The 17,145-nt window shown below is 35.1% G+C and carries 19 protein-coding genes; 4 read left to right on the forward strand and 15 right to left on the reverse strand.

The features are described from left to right. Nucleotides 1–236: 236 nt before the first annotated feature. Nucleotides 237–827, forward strand: coding sequence for a cell wall hydrolase (locus GMD78_RS06370; RefSeq protein WP_155667997.1), 591 nt, complete (start codon nt 237–239; stop codon nt 825–827). Between the two features lie 59 nt (nt 828–886). On the opposite strand, the gene GMD78_RS06375 is transcribed toward GMD78_RS06370, so the two are convergent. The 3 genes from GMD78_RS06375 to GMD78_RS06385 all read right to left on the reverse strand — a co-directional run bounded on the left by GMD78_RS06375 (nt 887) and on the right by GMD78_RS06385 (nt 4,105). Then, the gene (locus GMD78_RS06375) at nt 887–2,935 is read right to left on the reverse strand and encodes a PAS domain S-box protein (RefSeq protein ID WP_246187588.1); all 2,049 of its coding nucleotides are present in this window, start codon (nt 2,933–2,935) and stop codon (nt 887–889) included. 222 nt (nt 2,936–3,157) lie between these two features. Beyond that, nucleotides 3,158–3,481 (reverse strand): DUF4870 domain-containing protein, encoded by a 324-nt coding sequence (locus GMD78_RS06380; protein ID WP_155667999.1) that lies wholly within the window; start codon nt 3,479–3,481, stop codon nt 3,158–3,160. 198 nt (nt 3,482–3,679) lie between these two features. After that, nucleotides 3,680–4,105 (reverse strand): OsmC family protein, encoded by a 426-nt coding sequence (locus GMD78_RS06385; RefSeq protein ID WP_155668000.1) that lies wholly within the window; start codon nt 4,103–4,105, stop codon nt 3,680–3,682. Between the two features lie 295 nt (nt 4,106–4,400). Here GMD78_RS06385 and GMD78_RS06390 point away from each other — a divergent pair, with 295 nt between their 5' ends. After that, entirely contained in the window at nt 4,401–5,174 is a 774-nt protein-coding gene (locus GMD78_RS06390; protein WP_155668001.1) for a nucleotidyltransferase domain-containing protein, read from the forward strand. A 225-nt stretch (nt 5,175–5,399) separates the two neighbouring features. Beyond that, entirely contained in the window at nt 5,400–5,708 is a 309-nt protein-coding gene (locus tag GMD78_RS06395; protein ID WP_155668002.1) for a hypothetical protein, read from the forward strand. 100 nt (nt 5,709–5,808) lie between these two features. Here the strand turns inward: GMD78_RS06395 and GMD78_RS21305 are convergent, their stop codons facing one another. From GMD78_RS21305 to GMD78_RS06410, 4 genes are read right to left on the reverse strand one after another with little or no spacing between them, the layout of a single operon-like run. Further along, complete coding sequence (locus GMD78_RS21305) at nt 5,809–5,973, reverse strand: hypothetical protein (protein ID WP_196493746.1); 165 nt, start codon at nt 5,971–5,973, stop codon at nt 5,809–5,811. Nucleotides 5,974–5,976: 3 nt separating this feature from the next. After that, nucleotides 5,977–7,158 (reverse strand): Ger(x)C family spore germination protein, encoded by a 1,182-nt coding sequence (locus tag GMD78_RS06400; RefSeq protein ID WP_155668003.1) that lies wholly within the window; start codon nt 7,156–7,158, stop codon nt 5,977–5,979. Continuing rightward, nucleotides 7,148–8,257 (reverse strand): GerAB/ArcD/ProY family transporter, encoded by a 1,110-nt coding sequence (locus GMD78_RS06405; RefSeq protein WP_155668004.1) that lies wholly within the window; start codon nt 8,255–8,257, stop codon nt 7,148–7,150. Before GMD78_RS06405 ends, GMD78_RS06400 begins: the two co-directional genes overlap by 11 nt. Before the next feature lie 16 nt (nt 8,258–8,273). Further along, complete coding sequence (locus GMD78_RS06410; protein ID WP_155668005.1) at nt 8,274–9,824, reverse strand: spore germination protein; 1,551 nt, start codon at nt 9,822–9,824, stop codon at nt 8,274–8,276. A gap of 286 nt (nt 9,825–10,110) precedes the next feature. Here GMD78_RS06410 and GMD78_RS06415 point away from each other — a divergent pair, with 286 nt between their 5' ends. Next, nucleotides 10,111–10,485, forward strand: coding sequence for an SLAP domain-containing protein (locus GMD78_RS06415; RefSeq protein ID WP_155668006.1), 375 nt, complete (start codon nt 10,111–10,113; stop codon nt 10,483–10,485). A 38-nt stretch (nt 10,486–10,523) separates the two neighbouring features. On the opposite strand, the gene GMD78_RS06420 is transcribed toward GMD78_RS06415, so the two are convergent. From GMD78_RS06420 to codY, 8 genes are all read right to left on the reverse strand, one after another. Beyond that, nucleotides 10,524–11,078, reverse strand: coding sequence for a hypothetical protein (locus GMD78_RS06420; protein ID WP_155668007.1), 555 nt, complete (start codon nt 11,076–11,078; stop codon nt 10,524–10,526). A gap of 111 nt (nt 11,079–11,189) precedes the next feature. Continuing rightward, nucleotides 11,190–11,849, reverse strand: coding sequence for a ribonuclease H family protein (locus GMD78_RS06425; protein ID WP_155668008.1), 660 nt, complete (start codon nt 11,847–11,849; stop codon nt 11,190–11,192). 187 nt (nt 11,850–12,036) lie between these two features. Next, nucleotides 12,037–13,014 (reverse strand): tetratricopeptide repeat protein, encoded by a 978-nt coding sequence (locus tag GMD78_RS06430; protein ID WP_155668009.1) that lies wholly within the window; start codon nt 13,012–13,014, stop codon nt 12,037–12,039. 149 nt (nt 13,015–13,163) lie between these two features. Next, on the reverse strand, nt 13,164–13,979 hold the full coding sequence (locus GMD78_RS06435; RefSeq protein ID WP_155668010.1) for a DUF6612 family protein: 816 nt from the start codon (nt 13,977–13,979) through the stop codon (nt 13,164–13,166). Between the two features lie 78 nt (nt 13,980–14,057). Then, entirely contained in the window at nt 14,058–14,678 is a 621-nt protein-coding gene (locus tag GMD78_RS06440; RefSeq protein ID WP_155668011.1) for a LysE/ArgO family amino acid transporter, read from the reverse strand. Between the two features lie 141 nt (nt 14,679–14,819). Continuing rightward, nucleotides 14,820–15,551, reverse strand: coding sequence for a YkgJ family cysteine cluster protein (locus GMD78_RS06445; RefSeq protein ID WP_155668012.1), 732 nt, complete (start codon nt 15,549–15,551; stop codon nt 14,820–14,822). 135 nt (nt 15,552–15,686) lie between these two features. Beyond that, nucleotides 15,687–15,845 (reverse strand): hypothetical protein, encoded by a 159-nt coding sequence (locus GMD78_RS21310; protein ID WP_246187580.1) that lies wholly within the window; start codon nt 15,843–15,845, stop codon nt 15,687–15,689. Nucleotides 15,846–16,193: 348 nt separating this feature from the next. After that, the gene (gene codY / locus GMD78_RS06450; RefSeq protein WP_155668013.1) at nt 16,194–16,973 is read right to left on the reverse strand and encodes a GTP-sensing pleiotropic transcriptional regulator CodY; all 780 of its coding nucleotides are present in this window, start codon (nt 16,971–16,973) and stop codon (nt 16,194–16,196) included. Between the last annotated feature and the right edge of the window lie 172 nt (nt 16,974–17,145).

Consider the following 17,145-nt stretch of genomic DNA (forward strand, 5'->3'; position numbering starts at 1 on the left):
ATTTTTTGTCGAGTAATATTTTTGCAATCTATGTCATACTTCTTCCTTTAGCTTCCACTGGATCTAAAATTTGTTAATTTTTTTGAGAAGGATAATATTTCCACCTATTTTTGTAGGTCTTGTCGTTTCTAGGGTTGGTAGATTCATAATGTAATAGGAATATTTTGGATACTGGAAAACTATGTTACATCTAGTAATCTCTTAGTTAAGCAAGAAAACAACTAGGAGGTTTTTTCATGAATAAACTAAAAAAACTTTTACTAACTATAACATTAACTATTAGTGTAATTACATTACCAGTAGCAGCTGGTGCTGCTCCATATACCGTACAAAAAGGTGATTCATTCTGGTCTATTGCTAACGAAAATGGTGTATCCGTATTGAATCTATTAAACACAAACAATCGGACTGGAAGTCTTTTATATGCAGGTGAAACTATTAATATTCCTGACGCTTCTGTTTCTCAAGAAGATAAAGAATTAATGGCTAAGCTAATTCATGCTGAAGCAAAAGGGGAGCCATATGCAGGTAAAGTAGCAGTCGGAACGGTTATATTAAACCGTGTAGATCATGAAGATTTTCCAAATACAATTAAGAGTGTCATTTATGAACGGTCAAATGGATACTATGCATTTTCACCAGTTCAAGATGGTGCAATCAATGGTGGATATACTGATGGGGACATGAAAGCAGTTAATGAAGCAATTGCATTCCGTGGCCAAGGAAATGGATCATTATTCTTCTATAACCCAAAAACAGCACAAAGTAACTGGATTGAATCAAGAGACCATACAATCACAATTGGAAACCACGTATTCGCAAAATAACATTTTTTAACAGGTGCCTGTCACTTGTCGAAATTCGACAAGTGACAGGCACCTCTTTTTTAATAAAAGCTATAGTTATTTCGTTCTTTTTTTGCTCGGTATAAGGCGACGTCTGCGTGATGGATTAGTCGTCTTGGTGTTGTTCCGTCATCTGGATAGAGTGAGATTCCAAAACTAGATGTAACTTGAATTTTCTTACCACTAATTTCGTATGGTTTTTGAACAATTTCGTGTAGACGACTTGCAATATCAATAACATCTTTTTTGTCCGTAATATTTTTCAGTAGAATTAAAAATTCATCTCCTCCAACTCGACAAAGAAGATCTTTACCTCGAACAGTACGTTCGAGCCTATTTGCAAATTCCTTTAATAACTGATCCCCTACATCATGACCTAACTTATCATTTATTTCTTTAAAATTGTCCATGTCTAAATAAAACACTGCTAATATCTGATTATTTCGATTAGCTTCCATGATGGAGTCTTTAAACTGATCATTAAATGCCCTTCTATTCAGTAGTCCGGTTAATGGGTCGTGATATGCCAGATAGGAAAGGTGTTTTTCATGTTCTATTCGCTCTGAAATATCTCTAATAATGGTTTGTATCACCTTATCTCCACCATTTTCAACCAAAGCTGCGGTCAATTCCGTATGAATAGCTTTGCCATCATGCCGTATAAATCTTATCGTAATCGTATCAGATTCACTGTCTTCAACCATTTGCTCTTCAATATCAGATAAAAATTGTTCCGCTTTTCCCTGATCCTCCTTATGGATAAAATCAGTAATGAAATGGTTAACGATATAATCTTTATGAGATTGTTGAAGTAATTCCTCACCGGTTTGATTTACATATAAAATTTTTCTCCTTTTGAGGATCATAATCGCCTCCGGTGAAAGGTCTACAATTTTCCGGTAACGCTTTTCACTTTCTTCAAGCTGTCTTTCCATTTTCTTTCTCTCTGTAATATCTTTGTACATACCAACTGCAAGAATATCTCCTTCATTAATTGGCCGATAGGAAGCAAGAATATCAAGTACCTTTCCAGTCTTAGTAAACCTTTGAACCTCTATTTCTAATATCTCTTTTTCAGATCGAAGTCTTTCTAAAAAAACCTGTTGATTCGTCATATCATGAGGTGGAAAAATAAAAGGCGAAGCTATATTTCTTAATTCTTCCGCACTATATCTAAACATGTTTAAAAAACTTGGATTTGCGGTGAGAATTCTTCCCTTCTGACTTAATAAAAAAATTCCATCCGACGTATTATCCCAAACCAATTGTAATTCATTTTTAATACGTTCTAGTTCCTTCTCCATTTCTCTTTTTACTGTAATATCAGATGCTATTCCAAAGATCCCTTCCAAACTTTCATCAACAATAATCGGGATATTTCTAATATGAAGAAGAAGCTGTCGACCACTTTTATGATACGTACGGATTTCATAATCCCTAGTCTGTCCATTTAGTACATTTGCAAAATTAGTTTCTACACGATTTCTATCCTCTTCTTTAACAAAACTAAACGAAGATCTTCCAATAATTTCATCTTCGTTATAACCAATCAATCTCTCGCCTGCATCATTAATACTTATAAAGTTCCCCTGTAAATCTAGTTCAAACACTGCTTCATGATTATGTTTGAACAGTGATTCGATCCGCTTTTGATTTCTTACTAACCTTCTTTGTGTTGTCTTTAGTTGAAATTCATGAGTCCTTCTATCCGTAACATCACGTACAATAGATAAAAGATATTCACACTTATCGCGTTCTGTAATAATCGGATTTATTGATGTTTCTCCTATCATCGGAACACCATTTTTACCAGTAATCGTCTCTTCAAAGTAAACAGCTTTCTGGGTGTTAAATGCTTGCTGATACTTTTCCAATAATGAATGAGCCATTCTTCGCGAGACTATGTCTTCTATTTTTCGACCTATGATCTCTCCTGGGTAATCCAGAATACGTTTCCCTTTTTTGTTTATATATACATAACGAAAGGAGTTACCATCTACTTTTAAAAGAAATACTAAATCATCAATAGAATCAAACATGCTCATAAGAGCATGTTTATCCTGACCAATTTCCTGTAAAAATTCCTTCATCAATAGCATGGCTCCTTTCTCATTGCCTATGACTTTCAACCTTTATTTTCTCCCATTTGATACATTCTCAAACATTTCACCTTGTTCAAGTTTAGAAAATTTGGCAACCGCCAAGCCTTCATGGTGAATGCCCTAGTTGTACTTAGACAGGATAGGAAAGTTTATACTTTTCTTTTTGCCAAAAGAAAAGACTGCCCAATAAATTCGGACAGCCCTTCCATACTATTTAATCATTCGAATAACTAGAGGAATTCGGTATCTCTCACCTTGATAAGCTTTAATAAGTGCAATAATCGTAAAGATAAATGCCAAAATTCCTATAACGAATAATAATACAAATCCAATTAAAATGAGAACTAAGATCCCACTGATAATGGAATAGATCGTAAAGGAAAGAAAGAAATTCAAGTACTCTTTTCCATGATAATCCACAAACTCTGATTCATCCCGTTTTAGCAACCAAATAATTAGCGGTCCCAAAATTGGAAAGAAAAAACTAACTAGATAAATTAACATCGCAAATAATCGATCATCACTATTTGTCATTCTTTTCACCTCTTTCCTATGTAAAATTTTAAACCCAAAGTATATTATACATGATATACGAATTTATGAATGAAAAGTTTCAGGTAAGCAAATTTTAAAAACGTACATCCGTATATTTGGATATACCTTAACTAATGCAAGATAGGGCATTTCCTCTTAAAATGAAGGAACTCTTTCAACTGGGTTCCTAGAAAATAATTATATCGTTTGTTCCCCTTCTACTCCGTTTATCGAATAGCTAACGTTGATTTCTGCACTTAAAGAATGCGATACAGAGCAATATTTATCTTTAGATAGTTGGATTGCGCGTACCACCTTATCTTCTGGAAGCTCTCCATCTAAAGCATAGTGAATATGAATCGTTGTAAATTTTTTCGGATGATCATCTGCACGTTCACCCTGAACGTCCATTTGAAAATTAGTCGGCTCCAAACGCATCTTTTTCAAAATAGAAATGATATCAATTCCAGTACATCCTGCAACTGCATTTAGCAGTAATTCTGTTGGCCTTGCCCCAGTGTTTTGACCACCAACCTCTTCTGCTGCATCCATTTTAATTTCATGACCAGATGGGGTGGTACTTGAAAATGCCATTTTATCGTTCCATTTTATCCTTAAATCCATCTTTATCAACTCCATATGTAATATTGATAACCTTATATATATATTTTCTCGTTAAGCCTTAATTATGACAAGCAATTAAGCTTCATTAAAAAATGACAATCATAGGATCCATCTCATTGGTACTGACGGAGAATCCGAAACCCTATTTTGAAGTATTTATATACCTTCAGCCTAGTCCCAAAAATAGACAATTAGTATAAGTGTCTACCAGTTGTTTCAAACTATTAGAAAACTTGGTATTCGCCAAGCTCTATAATGATGGTATATACGAATAACAAGAATAGGGGGAAACCTTATGAAAGACACCATTTTAAGAACGCTGAAACAATTAGAAAAAGACTATGAGATAAAAATACTATTTGCATGTGAAGCTGGTAGCAGAGCATGGGGACTTGCTTCTAGTGATAGTGATTATGATGTTCGTTTTATCTATGTCCATCCTACTAGCTACTATTTAAGTATTGATCCTGTTATCAATAAGCGTGATGTCATAGAAAAAACGGTAAATAAACAATTGGATATTACAGGTTGGGAACTCACGAAAGCATTAAGGCTTTTCAGAAAATCTAACCCATCATTACTGGAATGGTTACATTCTGATATTATCTACTATCAAGCTTTTTCCGCTATTGACTATGTAAACGAATTACAGCCCATTTATTTCAATGCGAAAGCCTGTATTCTACATTACCTAAATATGACGAAAACAAATATGAAAAAAATAGATCAGCAAAAAAACATCAAACTCTATCTCAATATGGTACGACCTGTTCTTGCCGCAAGGTGGATTAACAATTATGAACAATTCCCTCCGGTTAAGTTCCATACACTGGTCCATACCCTTATACCTAATAGTTCTTTGAGAGATGCCATTCATCTGTTAGCACATAATAAAATTACCAAAAATAAAGTAATAGATCATATAGATATGGATCGTATACTTACTTACATAAATCTGGAATGGCAACAACTTCATAAGGAAGTAACATCAGTAGAAAAGAAGTCTGTCAACCGTACGGAAGATTTGAATCAATTATTTCGCAATGTCTTGAAGGAAGTTTGGGGGTAAGTTGGGAGATACTCAAGTAATATACAGAGCATTGGTACAAAATGAAAATCTATGTTTCACCTTGTTTTCTGGTATCCTCCTTCCTATATTCTCCCACAAAAGTAAAATCTATGTTTACTTTCGTCGAAAGAGAGAATTTTATTTAAAAATAATAGGATAGCCTTTCCAAATGTTCTTGACTGAGAATAGCTTATAGTATGAGGATTTTGCAGATAGTATAGGGGAGTGATAACTATACGAGATTCAAAATCTAAACAGGAGGTCTATGAATTAAGAATAAAGGAGTTGGAAACCAAAATAGATATGCTGGAGCAATCTATACAGACAAAAATGGATGCGAATGATGTAATTGTTAAAATTGATGAATTAATAAGAGAGAAAGAGTTGGTTACCAAAGTTGAACTAGAAAACTTTCACAAGAAAATGGAAGTTGCACTTCATGCGAGCCAAGTAAAAATCATAAAATGGCTGTGCGCTACAGGGCTAAGCACTATCACCGCAATCGCTGCAATCATTCGACTATTTATCAACTAAATCATTCGTGTCCGATATGAATATCTGCAGAATCCTCTTGTTGTATAGATAAGATAGTTTGGGATACCGCCCTTTACTACTAATATAAAGAAAATAAACGTCAAGAAGATCCCCCTGAACTGTTCTCCTCCCTTTTCCACGGCGGATCAGCTGTACGATGTAAATGTTGATTAATTTTGTAGGTTACATATGGTACGAGAAATGCTAGTAATGTACAAAACCATCCTAGTAAAGACGGCATTCGCTCCACAATCATCTGCCACATTCGCTATTTTCCTCCTCCATCTTGTTTAATTCGAATGGTATTACCTGGCTCCCGGACAGTTGCTTTCACATTTATGTTTAGATCACTGTTGGCAAAGTAATTTTCACCATGGTCCCAATCTTCTTTAATCACTTCCCATAATTTGTAATGATGCATCCGAAGATATTCATCAAATTTAAACACATCAACTTGTAACTCATCCTTTACCTTTTTTACTGCATCTTCAGCTGCCTTGGTAAGCTTGTCTTTTAAGGCCTTATCGAACTTAGCCTTGTTTTCTTTCTTATAAAAATCTATCTCTCCAAAATACTCGGCAATTTGCACAGTAGCCTCAATATCCACTTGAAAAGAAAGGTTATTCTTATCCTTATTGGTAAGTTTGATTTTACTCCCCCCCTCCAAAACGGAGAAAGTTGTTTTCTTTCCTTCTACATCTGCTGTTATGCTCCCTTCTTGATTTTCTCCACGAATGAAATTCAATCCTTTAGCTTCATCACCAGTTATGGTATCAACCAACTTTTTCGATACTCCTTGAAAAATTGCTATTCCTTGATAGTTAACACTATTATCAGCATAAACGGCTAACTCAGGAAGGATAAAGCTGCGATTGTTAAGTATTTTTTCATGGACATCTCCAATTCGTATTGGTTCAATCGTTTCTGGTATTTCTCTATTCACAAGAAGTTCACTAAGATATTGTGCTGGTAGCTTCGCATGCTCGGTTTCTACGTATAGTAAATCCTTAGCCTTCCCTTCAGCGATCGCTAACAAAACACCTCTTCGCATATTTTGATGACGGAGGAAAGCATCGAGAAGATCAGCAACTAAATTTTCTTTTTCCACAACCTCCTTTGAAAAAATAATTACCTCTAAATGATCTGGATTTAATACTCGATTTGCCTGTTTTGATATTTTTGCATTAATTTCAAATAAGCTATCCCCACGTTGAGTTAAATTACGGTAGGCTTTTTCCCCACTAAGTTCTGTTGGAGAACCAAGTCCAGCTGGAACAACAAGTTGGTCCGTTAATTCAAATATATTATTTTGCCCCTGTGATTCCACTAAATCAATACCAATTCCTGAAACAAATGCCCTATCCTCTAGCTCTATTTCATCCCAGCATCCAGAAAGCAAAAGTGTGAGCACAAGAAATATAAAAAGCTGATGATACCCTTTATTTACCACGTTTTTTCGCTCCTTTTACTTTATACAATATACCTAATAATATTGCCGTTGTTCCAGTTAATCCCCATCCAGTATAGCTTACATAGTCCCCAAATGTCCCTAAGTCCATAAAGTCCTGCGGGAGGACTGAAATAAAGAAGACTATTGGGGACAACAAAAATATAATTTTAAGCTTATTAGCATTTGGAAAAATAGAGTTTAATGCCATCACAGCAATATCAAGTGCCATTGCTGTTGTCGTAAAGATAGCCATGATCCAAATTACAAAAAATATCGATTCTAACCGCTCAAAAAAACCACCTGGAATCTCAATTGTTTTTGATAACTCGATTAATGGGAAGCGAATGTTTGCTGTCGCAGTTTCTCCGAATACTGCAATAGTAGTTAGATAAATGGCACTATAAACCACCACAACCAACCCCATTCCAAATGCAGCTCGACTAGGTGCCTTCTTAGGGTTTTTGACAAGTGATATGTAAAAAAACAGGATACCAATTCCTGTATAAGATAGTGTACTCTTCATCGTTCCCTGCAAATGTCCTTGAAGATCGGTTTTTAATACAGGAAGCAAATTGCTCCCTTTCATAAATGCGATAGAAAATATGATTAATAATAAAGTAGTAAAAAAAATAATTGGTAAAAACATAGCATTAAGACGAAATAGACCCGCTCTCGTGCCTGAAACTGCATATACAACAACTAGTAAAAATGTTAATCCAACAATTTCAACAGGGGTTTCATTAAACAAGAATTGATGAGAAATATCTGTAATTGCTCGAACTTCAAATGCAGTGATCAAAATTCCTTGAATAACATAAAAACACGTCAATACGATCGCTACTGGACGAGTAGCTAATGTTGAAGCATAGGAAAGAAACGATTGATTTGGAAAATTAGAGGCTATTTTTGCTACCAACCAAGTAAGTAAAATAGCGATCAGACCTCCAATAATAATGGAAATCCATCCATCAGATGCAACTGTTAATTCAGCTAGATGCCTTGGAAACGTGAGAATTCCTACTGCAATTATCATAGAAGGAATAGCGATCATAATTTCACGGCTTGTTATTTTTTCATCACCATATTTAAACGTACTCATTTACTATTCCTTCCTTTTATTCTGGTTTAATATCCTTTGAACGATGATCCTTTGGCTTTAAGTATGTAGTACGCTCCGTTAAAGATGTAATTGGAGAACGAAGAATTAAATCCTTCCAATCCTTTGTAAACGTTGGTGAAAAAGGAGTGGAATAAGGTACTCCTATACTTTTTAAATTTACAATATGAATATTAACCATAATGTAAACAAGGATAATCCCATATAAACCTAAGAGAGCAGCTGCTACCATAAACGCAAAGCGTAATGTTCGAAATGTTATAGCAACACTATAAGAAGGTACACTAAAGGATGCTATTGCTGTTAAAGCAGTGACTATAACCATGATAGGGCTAACGATCCCCGCACTTACTGCAGCTTCTCCAATAACTAAACCACCAACAATTCCAATTGTTTGACCAATAGCCTTAGGTAACCTAATTCCCGCTTCATGTAAAATCTCAAATGTAATCGCCATTAAAATCGCTTCAACAGCTCCTGGAAAAGGAACGCCTTCTCTTGTTGCAGCTATCGAATAGGCTAATGTACTAGGGAGCATTCCAGGGTGATAAGATACTAGTGCAATATATAGAGCTGGTAGAAACAAAGCGAAAAATGCGGAGAGGTACCGCAATAATCTAAGTAAACTAGCGGTTAACCATCTTTGTGTATAATCTTCCATGGAATGTAATGAATCACCTATCGTAATAGGTGCTAGTAATGCAAAAGGAGTTCCATCAACTAAAATAGCAACCTTCCCTTGCATTAAATCGGAAGACACTTTATCAGGGCGTTCCGTGTTGAGTAATTGTGGAAAAGGAGATAAAAAACTATCTTCTATCCACTGTTCAACATAGGACGAGTCGGAAAGATAATCGATATCTATTGTTTCAAGTCTACGATTGACTTCCTTAACAATTTCAGGATTTGTTATTCCTTCCAGATAGCACACAACTAATTTTTGCTTGGAGCGCTTTCCGACTGCATGGGCTTTGAATCGTAAATTCGGGTCTTTAATATCTCGACGAACGAGTGCCATATTCGTTTCAATACTTTCAACAAATCCATCTCTGGGACCGCGAATTAATGTTTCCGATGCAGGGGCTTCAATGGGGCGACTTTCTCCACCAATCGTCCCCAATAATAAAACCGTTTCCGATCCATCTACATATAGAGCTGTATTTCCATTTAATATTGCAAAAGAAATTTCATCCATTGCTTCAGCTTTTGTTACATCGGTAACTGCAATTACCTCTTTATGAATTTTTTCTAGTATCTCCCCTTCAAATTCCTTTAAATTCAATTGAATTGCTTTTAAGATATTATTGTTTATCAGATTTTCATCCGTTAATCCACTTATGTATATAATTGCAGCTCTCGATTCGATTCCACCAATAATAAGCTCACGAACAATCAAATCACCTGGGTCACCCAAAACTTCTTTTAAGTTTTTTATATTTTCATCTAGGTTTTTCGTAATCTCGATTTGCTTGCTACTGGTCTTCGAAGATTGTTTCATTTGTTGTTGTTTTTTTAATTTTAACCGCCTAATAAGAGAAGATCTGGTCATCTCATACCCTCAATCAATTAAAATAGTTTCTCTCTTTCTCTTTTCCATAAACTACAACTTTTATGCATAAAAGTTTACGGATAGGTAGTATGCTGAGAGATTTTAAATGATTTGAAAACTTGGCTTTTGCCAAGCCTTTATGGCAAAAGCCTTAGTTGCATTTAAGCAGGATAGGGAAGTCTATACTATCTGCTAAAATAGTTTCAACACATGAATTACTTTGCTTAAACAATGAATTCAGCTTATAATTTTATGTATGAAACAATAATAGAAATGAGTGTATGATATGCAAACATTAATTTTTGAGCCTAAGTGGGAAAAAACTATAGCGCCTGAAGATCGAAGACACATTGAGGAAGTCTTTAAACTGACAACGATAGCCAAAGAGCAAGAGATATCGTTTACACCATTACAAGTGGCCACCAACCATAGAGAGGAATTACTAGTAACCGTTCTCATACATAATACTGGGGATACGGACTATATGTTTCATCAACAACCGCTTACGTATTCTGTAGGAGATAACCGAATAGCAACCCATTCATTTACGATCCAACACTTTACACTAAAACCAAAGACCAGCTTACCCTGGACATTTATCTTCCCAAAAGAAACAATTAAAACAACCACCCATATACAAGGCGGTCAACTACACTACTAGTGGCTGTCACTTGTCGAAATTCGACAAGTGACAGGCACCTACCTTACTACATATTCTACGAATTTATTTGCTATTTCTAGTCTGTTTCGGATTTGGCCTCGTAATCCCCAGATAATTCCATTCTCCGTTATTTCAATCCGATTTCCATCATAGAAATGAAATTCATAGATAGAAAAACCTTCTTCACGAGGTATTTCGTAATAAACAATTTGATCAATTTCATCCCAGGAGTAGGTATAGGGCTCATTAGATAGTAGGTAATTATAAGAAATAGACTGATCAGATAAGGAAGTATAAGCTTGAGAAGCAATTACAAAGGAGGTCGAACTTAACAGAAAAAAGATCACACTAATAAGAATCGACTTTTTCCGAACATCTAACAAAAAAGGAATTAATGCGGCTAAAAATAGAAAGAGAAAACCTAAAGCATATACCGCATAACTTTTTCCAGGAACGATAACAAACCAGCTATCCGTATGATGGATGCTATTAGCAACAAAGGAAGGAATTAATAACAGAAGGATTGGCGACAAAAATAATATTCCGATAGCAGCAGCCATAAACATATGCTTTGCTTCATAACCTTTATACATGAAACTCCCCCTCGTAAGATTATTACTAATTCCTACGAATTAAATTTTAAAAAGTTGCAATTAATTGAAAAAATCATTTGGTGCAGTACCTAACTAACCGTATGTAGTAATTTACTCTTCCATCTCGATCACACTAGAAATTTCAACTCCCTTTAATGCTTGCGATGCAAGATGATCTGCCTCTCGATTTTGCTTACGAGAAACCAGCTCATACTCTGGCTGAATCCCTAAGTCCTGTAATTTTGCTTCAATTCGGTCCGCCCATTTTGATAATTCCTCTTCATAGACTGGCCATTCTCCATTTAATTGGTTAATAACAACCTGTGAATCCCCTACAAATGTTACAGGTAAATGGTGAACACCTAATTGTTCGATTTCCTGTAACCCAAGATGAAATGCCGCATATTCTGCTTCATTATTCGTATCTAATTCATCTACATGTGCATTTTTTCGTAGTCGAAATGACTTTCCATTTTGTTGATAATAAACGGCACACCCTAATCCAGACTTTTTGGTTTTCAAATCAAATCCACCATCAAAATATATCGTTACATCATGTGGTTCCGTTTGAATTCCTTCAAGCTGTTTCTTCAATTCCTTTGTTGTCCATGACGTATCATGACTATCAATCAACGTTATTTCCTTCAAACGTCCTGTTTTTTCCAGGTCTTCTACGATTAATAATGCTTTGCTGGATTGCATGTAATCTGAAACAAATGATGTTTCCGTACCCTTTTTCGTTCGATAAACTATTTCTAATCTAACCTTCATGTAGTGGATTCCCCTTACTTTTTCCATAATCATATTGTTTTTCATCGAAAATATTAGAAAACTTGTCATTCGCCAAGCCTTTATGGTGAATGCCTTCGTTGCACTTATGCAGGATAAAAAAGTAATACTTTCCTATCTGAAAAAAAAAACGAACAACTTTACGATTTAGTTGTTCGTTATGATTCCCTTATTCCCCAATGATTATGTTTTGAAATGCTTTGTCATCCTGAAATGCTTGGAATACTTCATCTTCAAGAGCCCATTCTCGTAAAGATGGGTCCATTTCAATGGATTTTTCCAGAACTGAAAATGCATCTTCTACTTGATCTTGTTGAATCAACACACGACTTTTCCAGTAATACGCTGTTGCGTCTTGAGGATATTGATCAATAAGTTGATCATAGGCAACTAAAGCTTCATCCCACTGCTCTAGCTCCTCTAAAACAGAAGCTTTGTAATAATATGCATCCTGATCATTGTAATCACGAATCATTTGTTCACTATACTTTAATACTTCATCTAAGTTACCTAAATCATCATGTGCATACACAACATACCAAAGTGCATCCACGTCTTCTGGTATTAGCTCCAAGTATACATTCAATGATTCAAGCGCTTTTTCCGGCTCACCTAAATAGTAATGTGCAATTCCTTTTCCAATTAACGCATATGTACTTTCAGGATTAATCTCTAGAGCTTCTTCATAATAAACTAATGCCTCTTGATCTCGATACATCCCCGAAAGTGCATTTCCCATGTTTATGAATTCTTCTTCTTCATCAGGCTTCATTTCAATGGCTATTTTGGCAGCATCCACTGCTTCTTCATATCTTTCTAGTTCAATTAATGCCCATGCTTTGTTATTATAAGCTCCTTCATTTTCATCTTCAATCTCAAGTGATGCATTTATTGCATCAAGCGCTTCATTGGGATGACCTGTTTCCATTAATAGATATCCCTGTTCTGCAAGTAATACATAGTCATCTGGATGTTGCTCCAATTGTTCTTCTACATATTCCAATGCTTGTTCGTACTCTTTTGCATCATAATACTCTTGTAACGTATCGGTTGAAAAAGAGGATGCCAATGATAGTAGTTCACCTGGGCTACACCCAATTAAAAAAATAAAAATAATAACAATAAAAGACCGAGTTAATTTAATCATACGTACCTTCTCTTTCTATCTATATTTTCATTCCTACTAACTATCGGCAAGATCGACAATATGTTTAGAATTCACCGAATTCTTTTTAGAAAACGTGGCTATTGCCAAGGTAAAAAAATCCGCACCTTAAAGGCACGGATTTCATTTGGTTAAACGGCATCAAGAACTTCTTGAGGAACTTCAATCGAATCAATTGAATTGATATTTTTATATACAGTATCAACCTTTTGGATGATATTCATTTCCTCTCCTTCGATCGTCATTGACATTTCCATATCAATATTATACTTCGTTAAATCATAGCTTTCTTTATCAATATACATTTCTATATCAAGATTATGAATCTCCATATCTTCTAGAACTTCCGTAATGTCACCTAATTCTGCTGTAATATCTTCTGGCATATACTCATCCAGCATTTGTTTCGTTAATTCTGTAAAGTCTTCCCCATTTGCTGTTAATTTAAAAACAAATTCATCATCACTCTCTTCAAAATCAAGTTCCTCTACATATTCTTCCATCATTTCTAACTGCTCGGAAACATCTGGTTGATTACTCGTTAATGTATCGATTGGAACCATTGATTCATCTGCTTTCATCCACTGACCTGAGAAAGATTCAAACATGTAAATTTCATTATCTACTAAATAAAATTCTGTTTCCACATCCATAGGGATTTCATTTTCCATTCCATCCCCTTCCATACTCATAGCCATCGTACCCTTTTGATGCATTGAAACCGGATCCGTAATAATGGATCCTTCCATATCACTTTCCATTAGAACCGTAGCATTCTCACTAGGTAGATTCATTTCCTGGTTCATGGAAATGATCACTTCTGCACTCTGCATGTTCTCTGCTGCTTCCATTGCATTCGTGTAAACCTCTTCTGCACTTTCACTTCCACATGCTACAAGACCTGTTGCTAACATTACCATAGCTATGGAAATCATCCATTTCTTCATAAAAAAAATTCAACCCCTTATTGATTAAAATGTACAGTTATATATACGTTACATTTTTAAGAAAGGTTTCAAGAATTTTTAGAAGAATGTAAGATTCATAAATTGATAGCCCATGAATATCGCCATAACCCATACGATGATTGCAGAAACTTGGTTCAGTCGAGTTAAAAATCGTCCAGATATATCTAGCTGACCAATCTTCTTTCCTACCACTGCTAGGGCAAAGAACCACATCCATGATACAACAATACAAGCAAGTGCAAAAATCCACTTATCCAATCCCTCATATACAATCGAACTCGTCCCAATCACACCAATTGTATCCATGATCGCATGTGGATTCAGTAAAGAGACAGATGCAGCAAAGATAATTTGTCGCTTAGGAGAATAGCTTTCTGCTTGCTCTACTTGTTTTTCAGATGAACTTCTCCACATCACCACACCCATATAGATAAGAAAACAAAACCCAAAAAGTAACATAACACTTTGTAACCAAGTAAAATTTAGTACAATTAGGGAAACACCTGCAACAGCTAAAGTTATTAATAACGTATCACTTACACCTGCCGTCAGTATAGCTGGTAGAGCATAACGAAATTTTTTATGTATTGCTCCTTGATTAAATATAAATACATTTTGAACACCTAAAGGTAGTATTAATCCAAAGGCAAGAACAATTCCGTGTAATAATGGTTGCATCACTATCTCCCCTTTTATTAGAAAACTTGTCATTTGCCAAGCCTTTATAGTGAAAGCCTTCGTTACACTTATGCAGGATAAGTGTACTTTTCTTTCTGCTTAAAAAAATGAACTGAATCCCCATCCAGTTCACCTAAAGCTTTACTGTTCTTCTTTTAGCCAGTTTACTAAGTAATCATGCGTGTACACATCATTTGGATATTCGATAAACGCGGTATCTCCTTCTTCATATAAAAACTGAAGAAATTCATTCAGTGCACCCATGTATTCTCCGTATAAGAACTCAAAGCTAATAGTTTCTTTTGGCATTAAATGTTGCTCACAGACGTTTGGATCTGTATAGTTCATGTATGTCCGGCATGGAATTGGTCTAATCTCATAGGCCAAGCACTTGTTGGTTTCCGTGTCTAGCAACGGACATGGAACAAGACTTTTTCGATAATTCAACTTAAAGTCCTCGTCCTCTTCAAAATCAACCACTGTTAATTCTTCCAGCTTTTCCCCATATTTTTGATAATATCTAGTTAAATGTTGTTGAATCTCATTTCTTCTAGATACAGGGAATTTGTCTATTGCTTTTTTCATGAACTTTGCTTCCATACCATTTACAATAATTGGGAAGTAACAACAAAAGGCACAACCCATTCTGCAGGTTGCTTGTAGTTCTACTTCTTCTTCCATACTAGTAATCTCATTACTTACTTGCTGTAAAAGCTCGAAAAAGCTAGCTATTAGTTTTTGTTCCGTTGATATTTCTGTTTCTTCTGCCCAGTTTTCCACGATTTCGTAAAACTTATCTTCATCTATTTGATAATTATCTTTTAACTTTTCACATCTATTTTGTATTTCAGCGAAGCTAAGGTAATTTTCCATACATACGTACTCCCTTATTTTAAAAGCTATGCTTCATTTTACCACATTTTTTGTTGCATTTAGAAAGCAATGTATAAGGAGAGTACTTCATTGAAGAAAGAGAGGCATGCTCTTTGTGAGTATGCCTCCTTTTTCTTATCTCTTTCTTTTATTACGCTTACCATCAATATTTAAAAACTCACGATCCTCAGCAAGCTCTACATCGTCTTTCCCACGCTCTGGCTCTGTATTATATTTAAGCACGTTTCGTTGTCTACCCTTGTCTTTGTTTTTGTTCTTATTTTCCTCAGACACGATATGAACCTCCCATATTAAAAAAGTTACAATCACCTATATTATATCCATAGAAAACATTCTTATTTCGACAAAAAATGACAAGTGCCTGTCACCTGTCGAAAATCGACAGGTGACAGGCACTCCTCGAAAAAACCACTAAGAACGGTTGCGACGATGTCTTTCTTTACCGCCCTTTATTTCGTTTATTTCTTCTTTATTTAAGTTCTTTTTCTTTTCTTTTTTCCCTTTATTACTCAATGAAAATCCTCCTTTATCCTTTGGTATTAGTGTGACTAAATTAACGTAAATGATGTATGCATGTAAAAATCCCCAAATGAGAATTCTCACTTGGGGATTTCGTACTTACTAGTTATTTCTGATTTTATCTAGTTCTACAAGGAATTTATCATTAAGGACTTTAATGTAAGTTCCTTTCATACCTAATGAACGAGAGTCGATTACACCTGCACTCTCTAGTTTTCTTAATGCGTTAACGATTACTGAGCGTGTAATACCCACACGATCTGCAACTTTAGATGCAACAAGTAATCCTTCTTTACCATCTAATTCTTCAAAGATATGGTCAACCGCTTCTAACTCACTAAATGAAAGAGAACTCATTGCCATTTGTACAACCGTACTGTTACGCACTTCAAGTTCTTTTTCCTCTGCTTTATCACGTAGAATCTCCATTCCAACAACAGTTGCACCATATTCAGCTAACAATAAATCATCACTTGAGAACTCCTGATCAAGTCGAGAAAGAATTAACGTCCCTAATCTTTCTCCACCACCAATAATTGGTACGATAGTAGTTAAGCCACTCTTAAATAGTTCTTTATTCTCTACTGGGAAAGCAGTGAGTTCACTATCGATATCCAGATTAGCAGTCGTATCATAAATTCTTATTAAACCATCAGTATACGACTCCGGAAAATGACGTTCTTCAAGCATTTTCTTCATACGGTCATTTTCAATTTCCTCAACGATAGAAAATCCAGGTAAGTCACCTTCTTTAGTTACGATAAAAATGTTTGCATCGATAACCTCACGTAGGGTTTGTGCAAGCTCTTTATAATCAACTGAATCACCAGTTGAATTCTGTAACGTAGCATTAATTCTTCTTGCTTTAGATAATAAATTCAATGTTACTTCCTCCTAAAAATATCCTTCTTATTTGATTATTTCCAATAGTTATTAAGTTTCCACACTTAATATTAAAATATTAATCAACAAAGTTCAACAAAAGCCACAAAATTTACATACTTTTTTAATATTTAAGTAACAAGTGCCTGTCACTTGTCAGATTCTAGGGTAT

Source organism: Ornithinibacillus caprae (assembly GCF_009728145.1).
Lineage (GTDB): Bacteria > Bacillota > Bacilli > Bacillales > Amphibacillaceae > Ornithinibacillus > Ornithinibacillus caprae.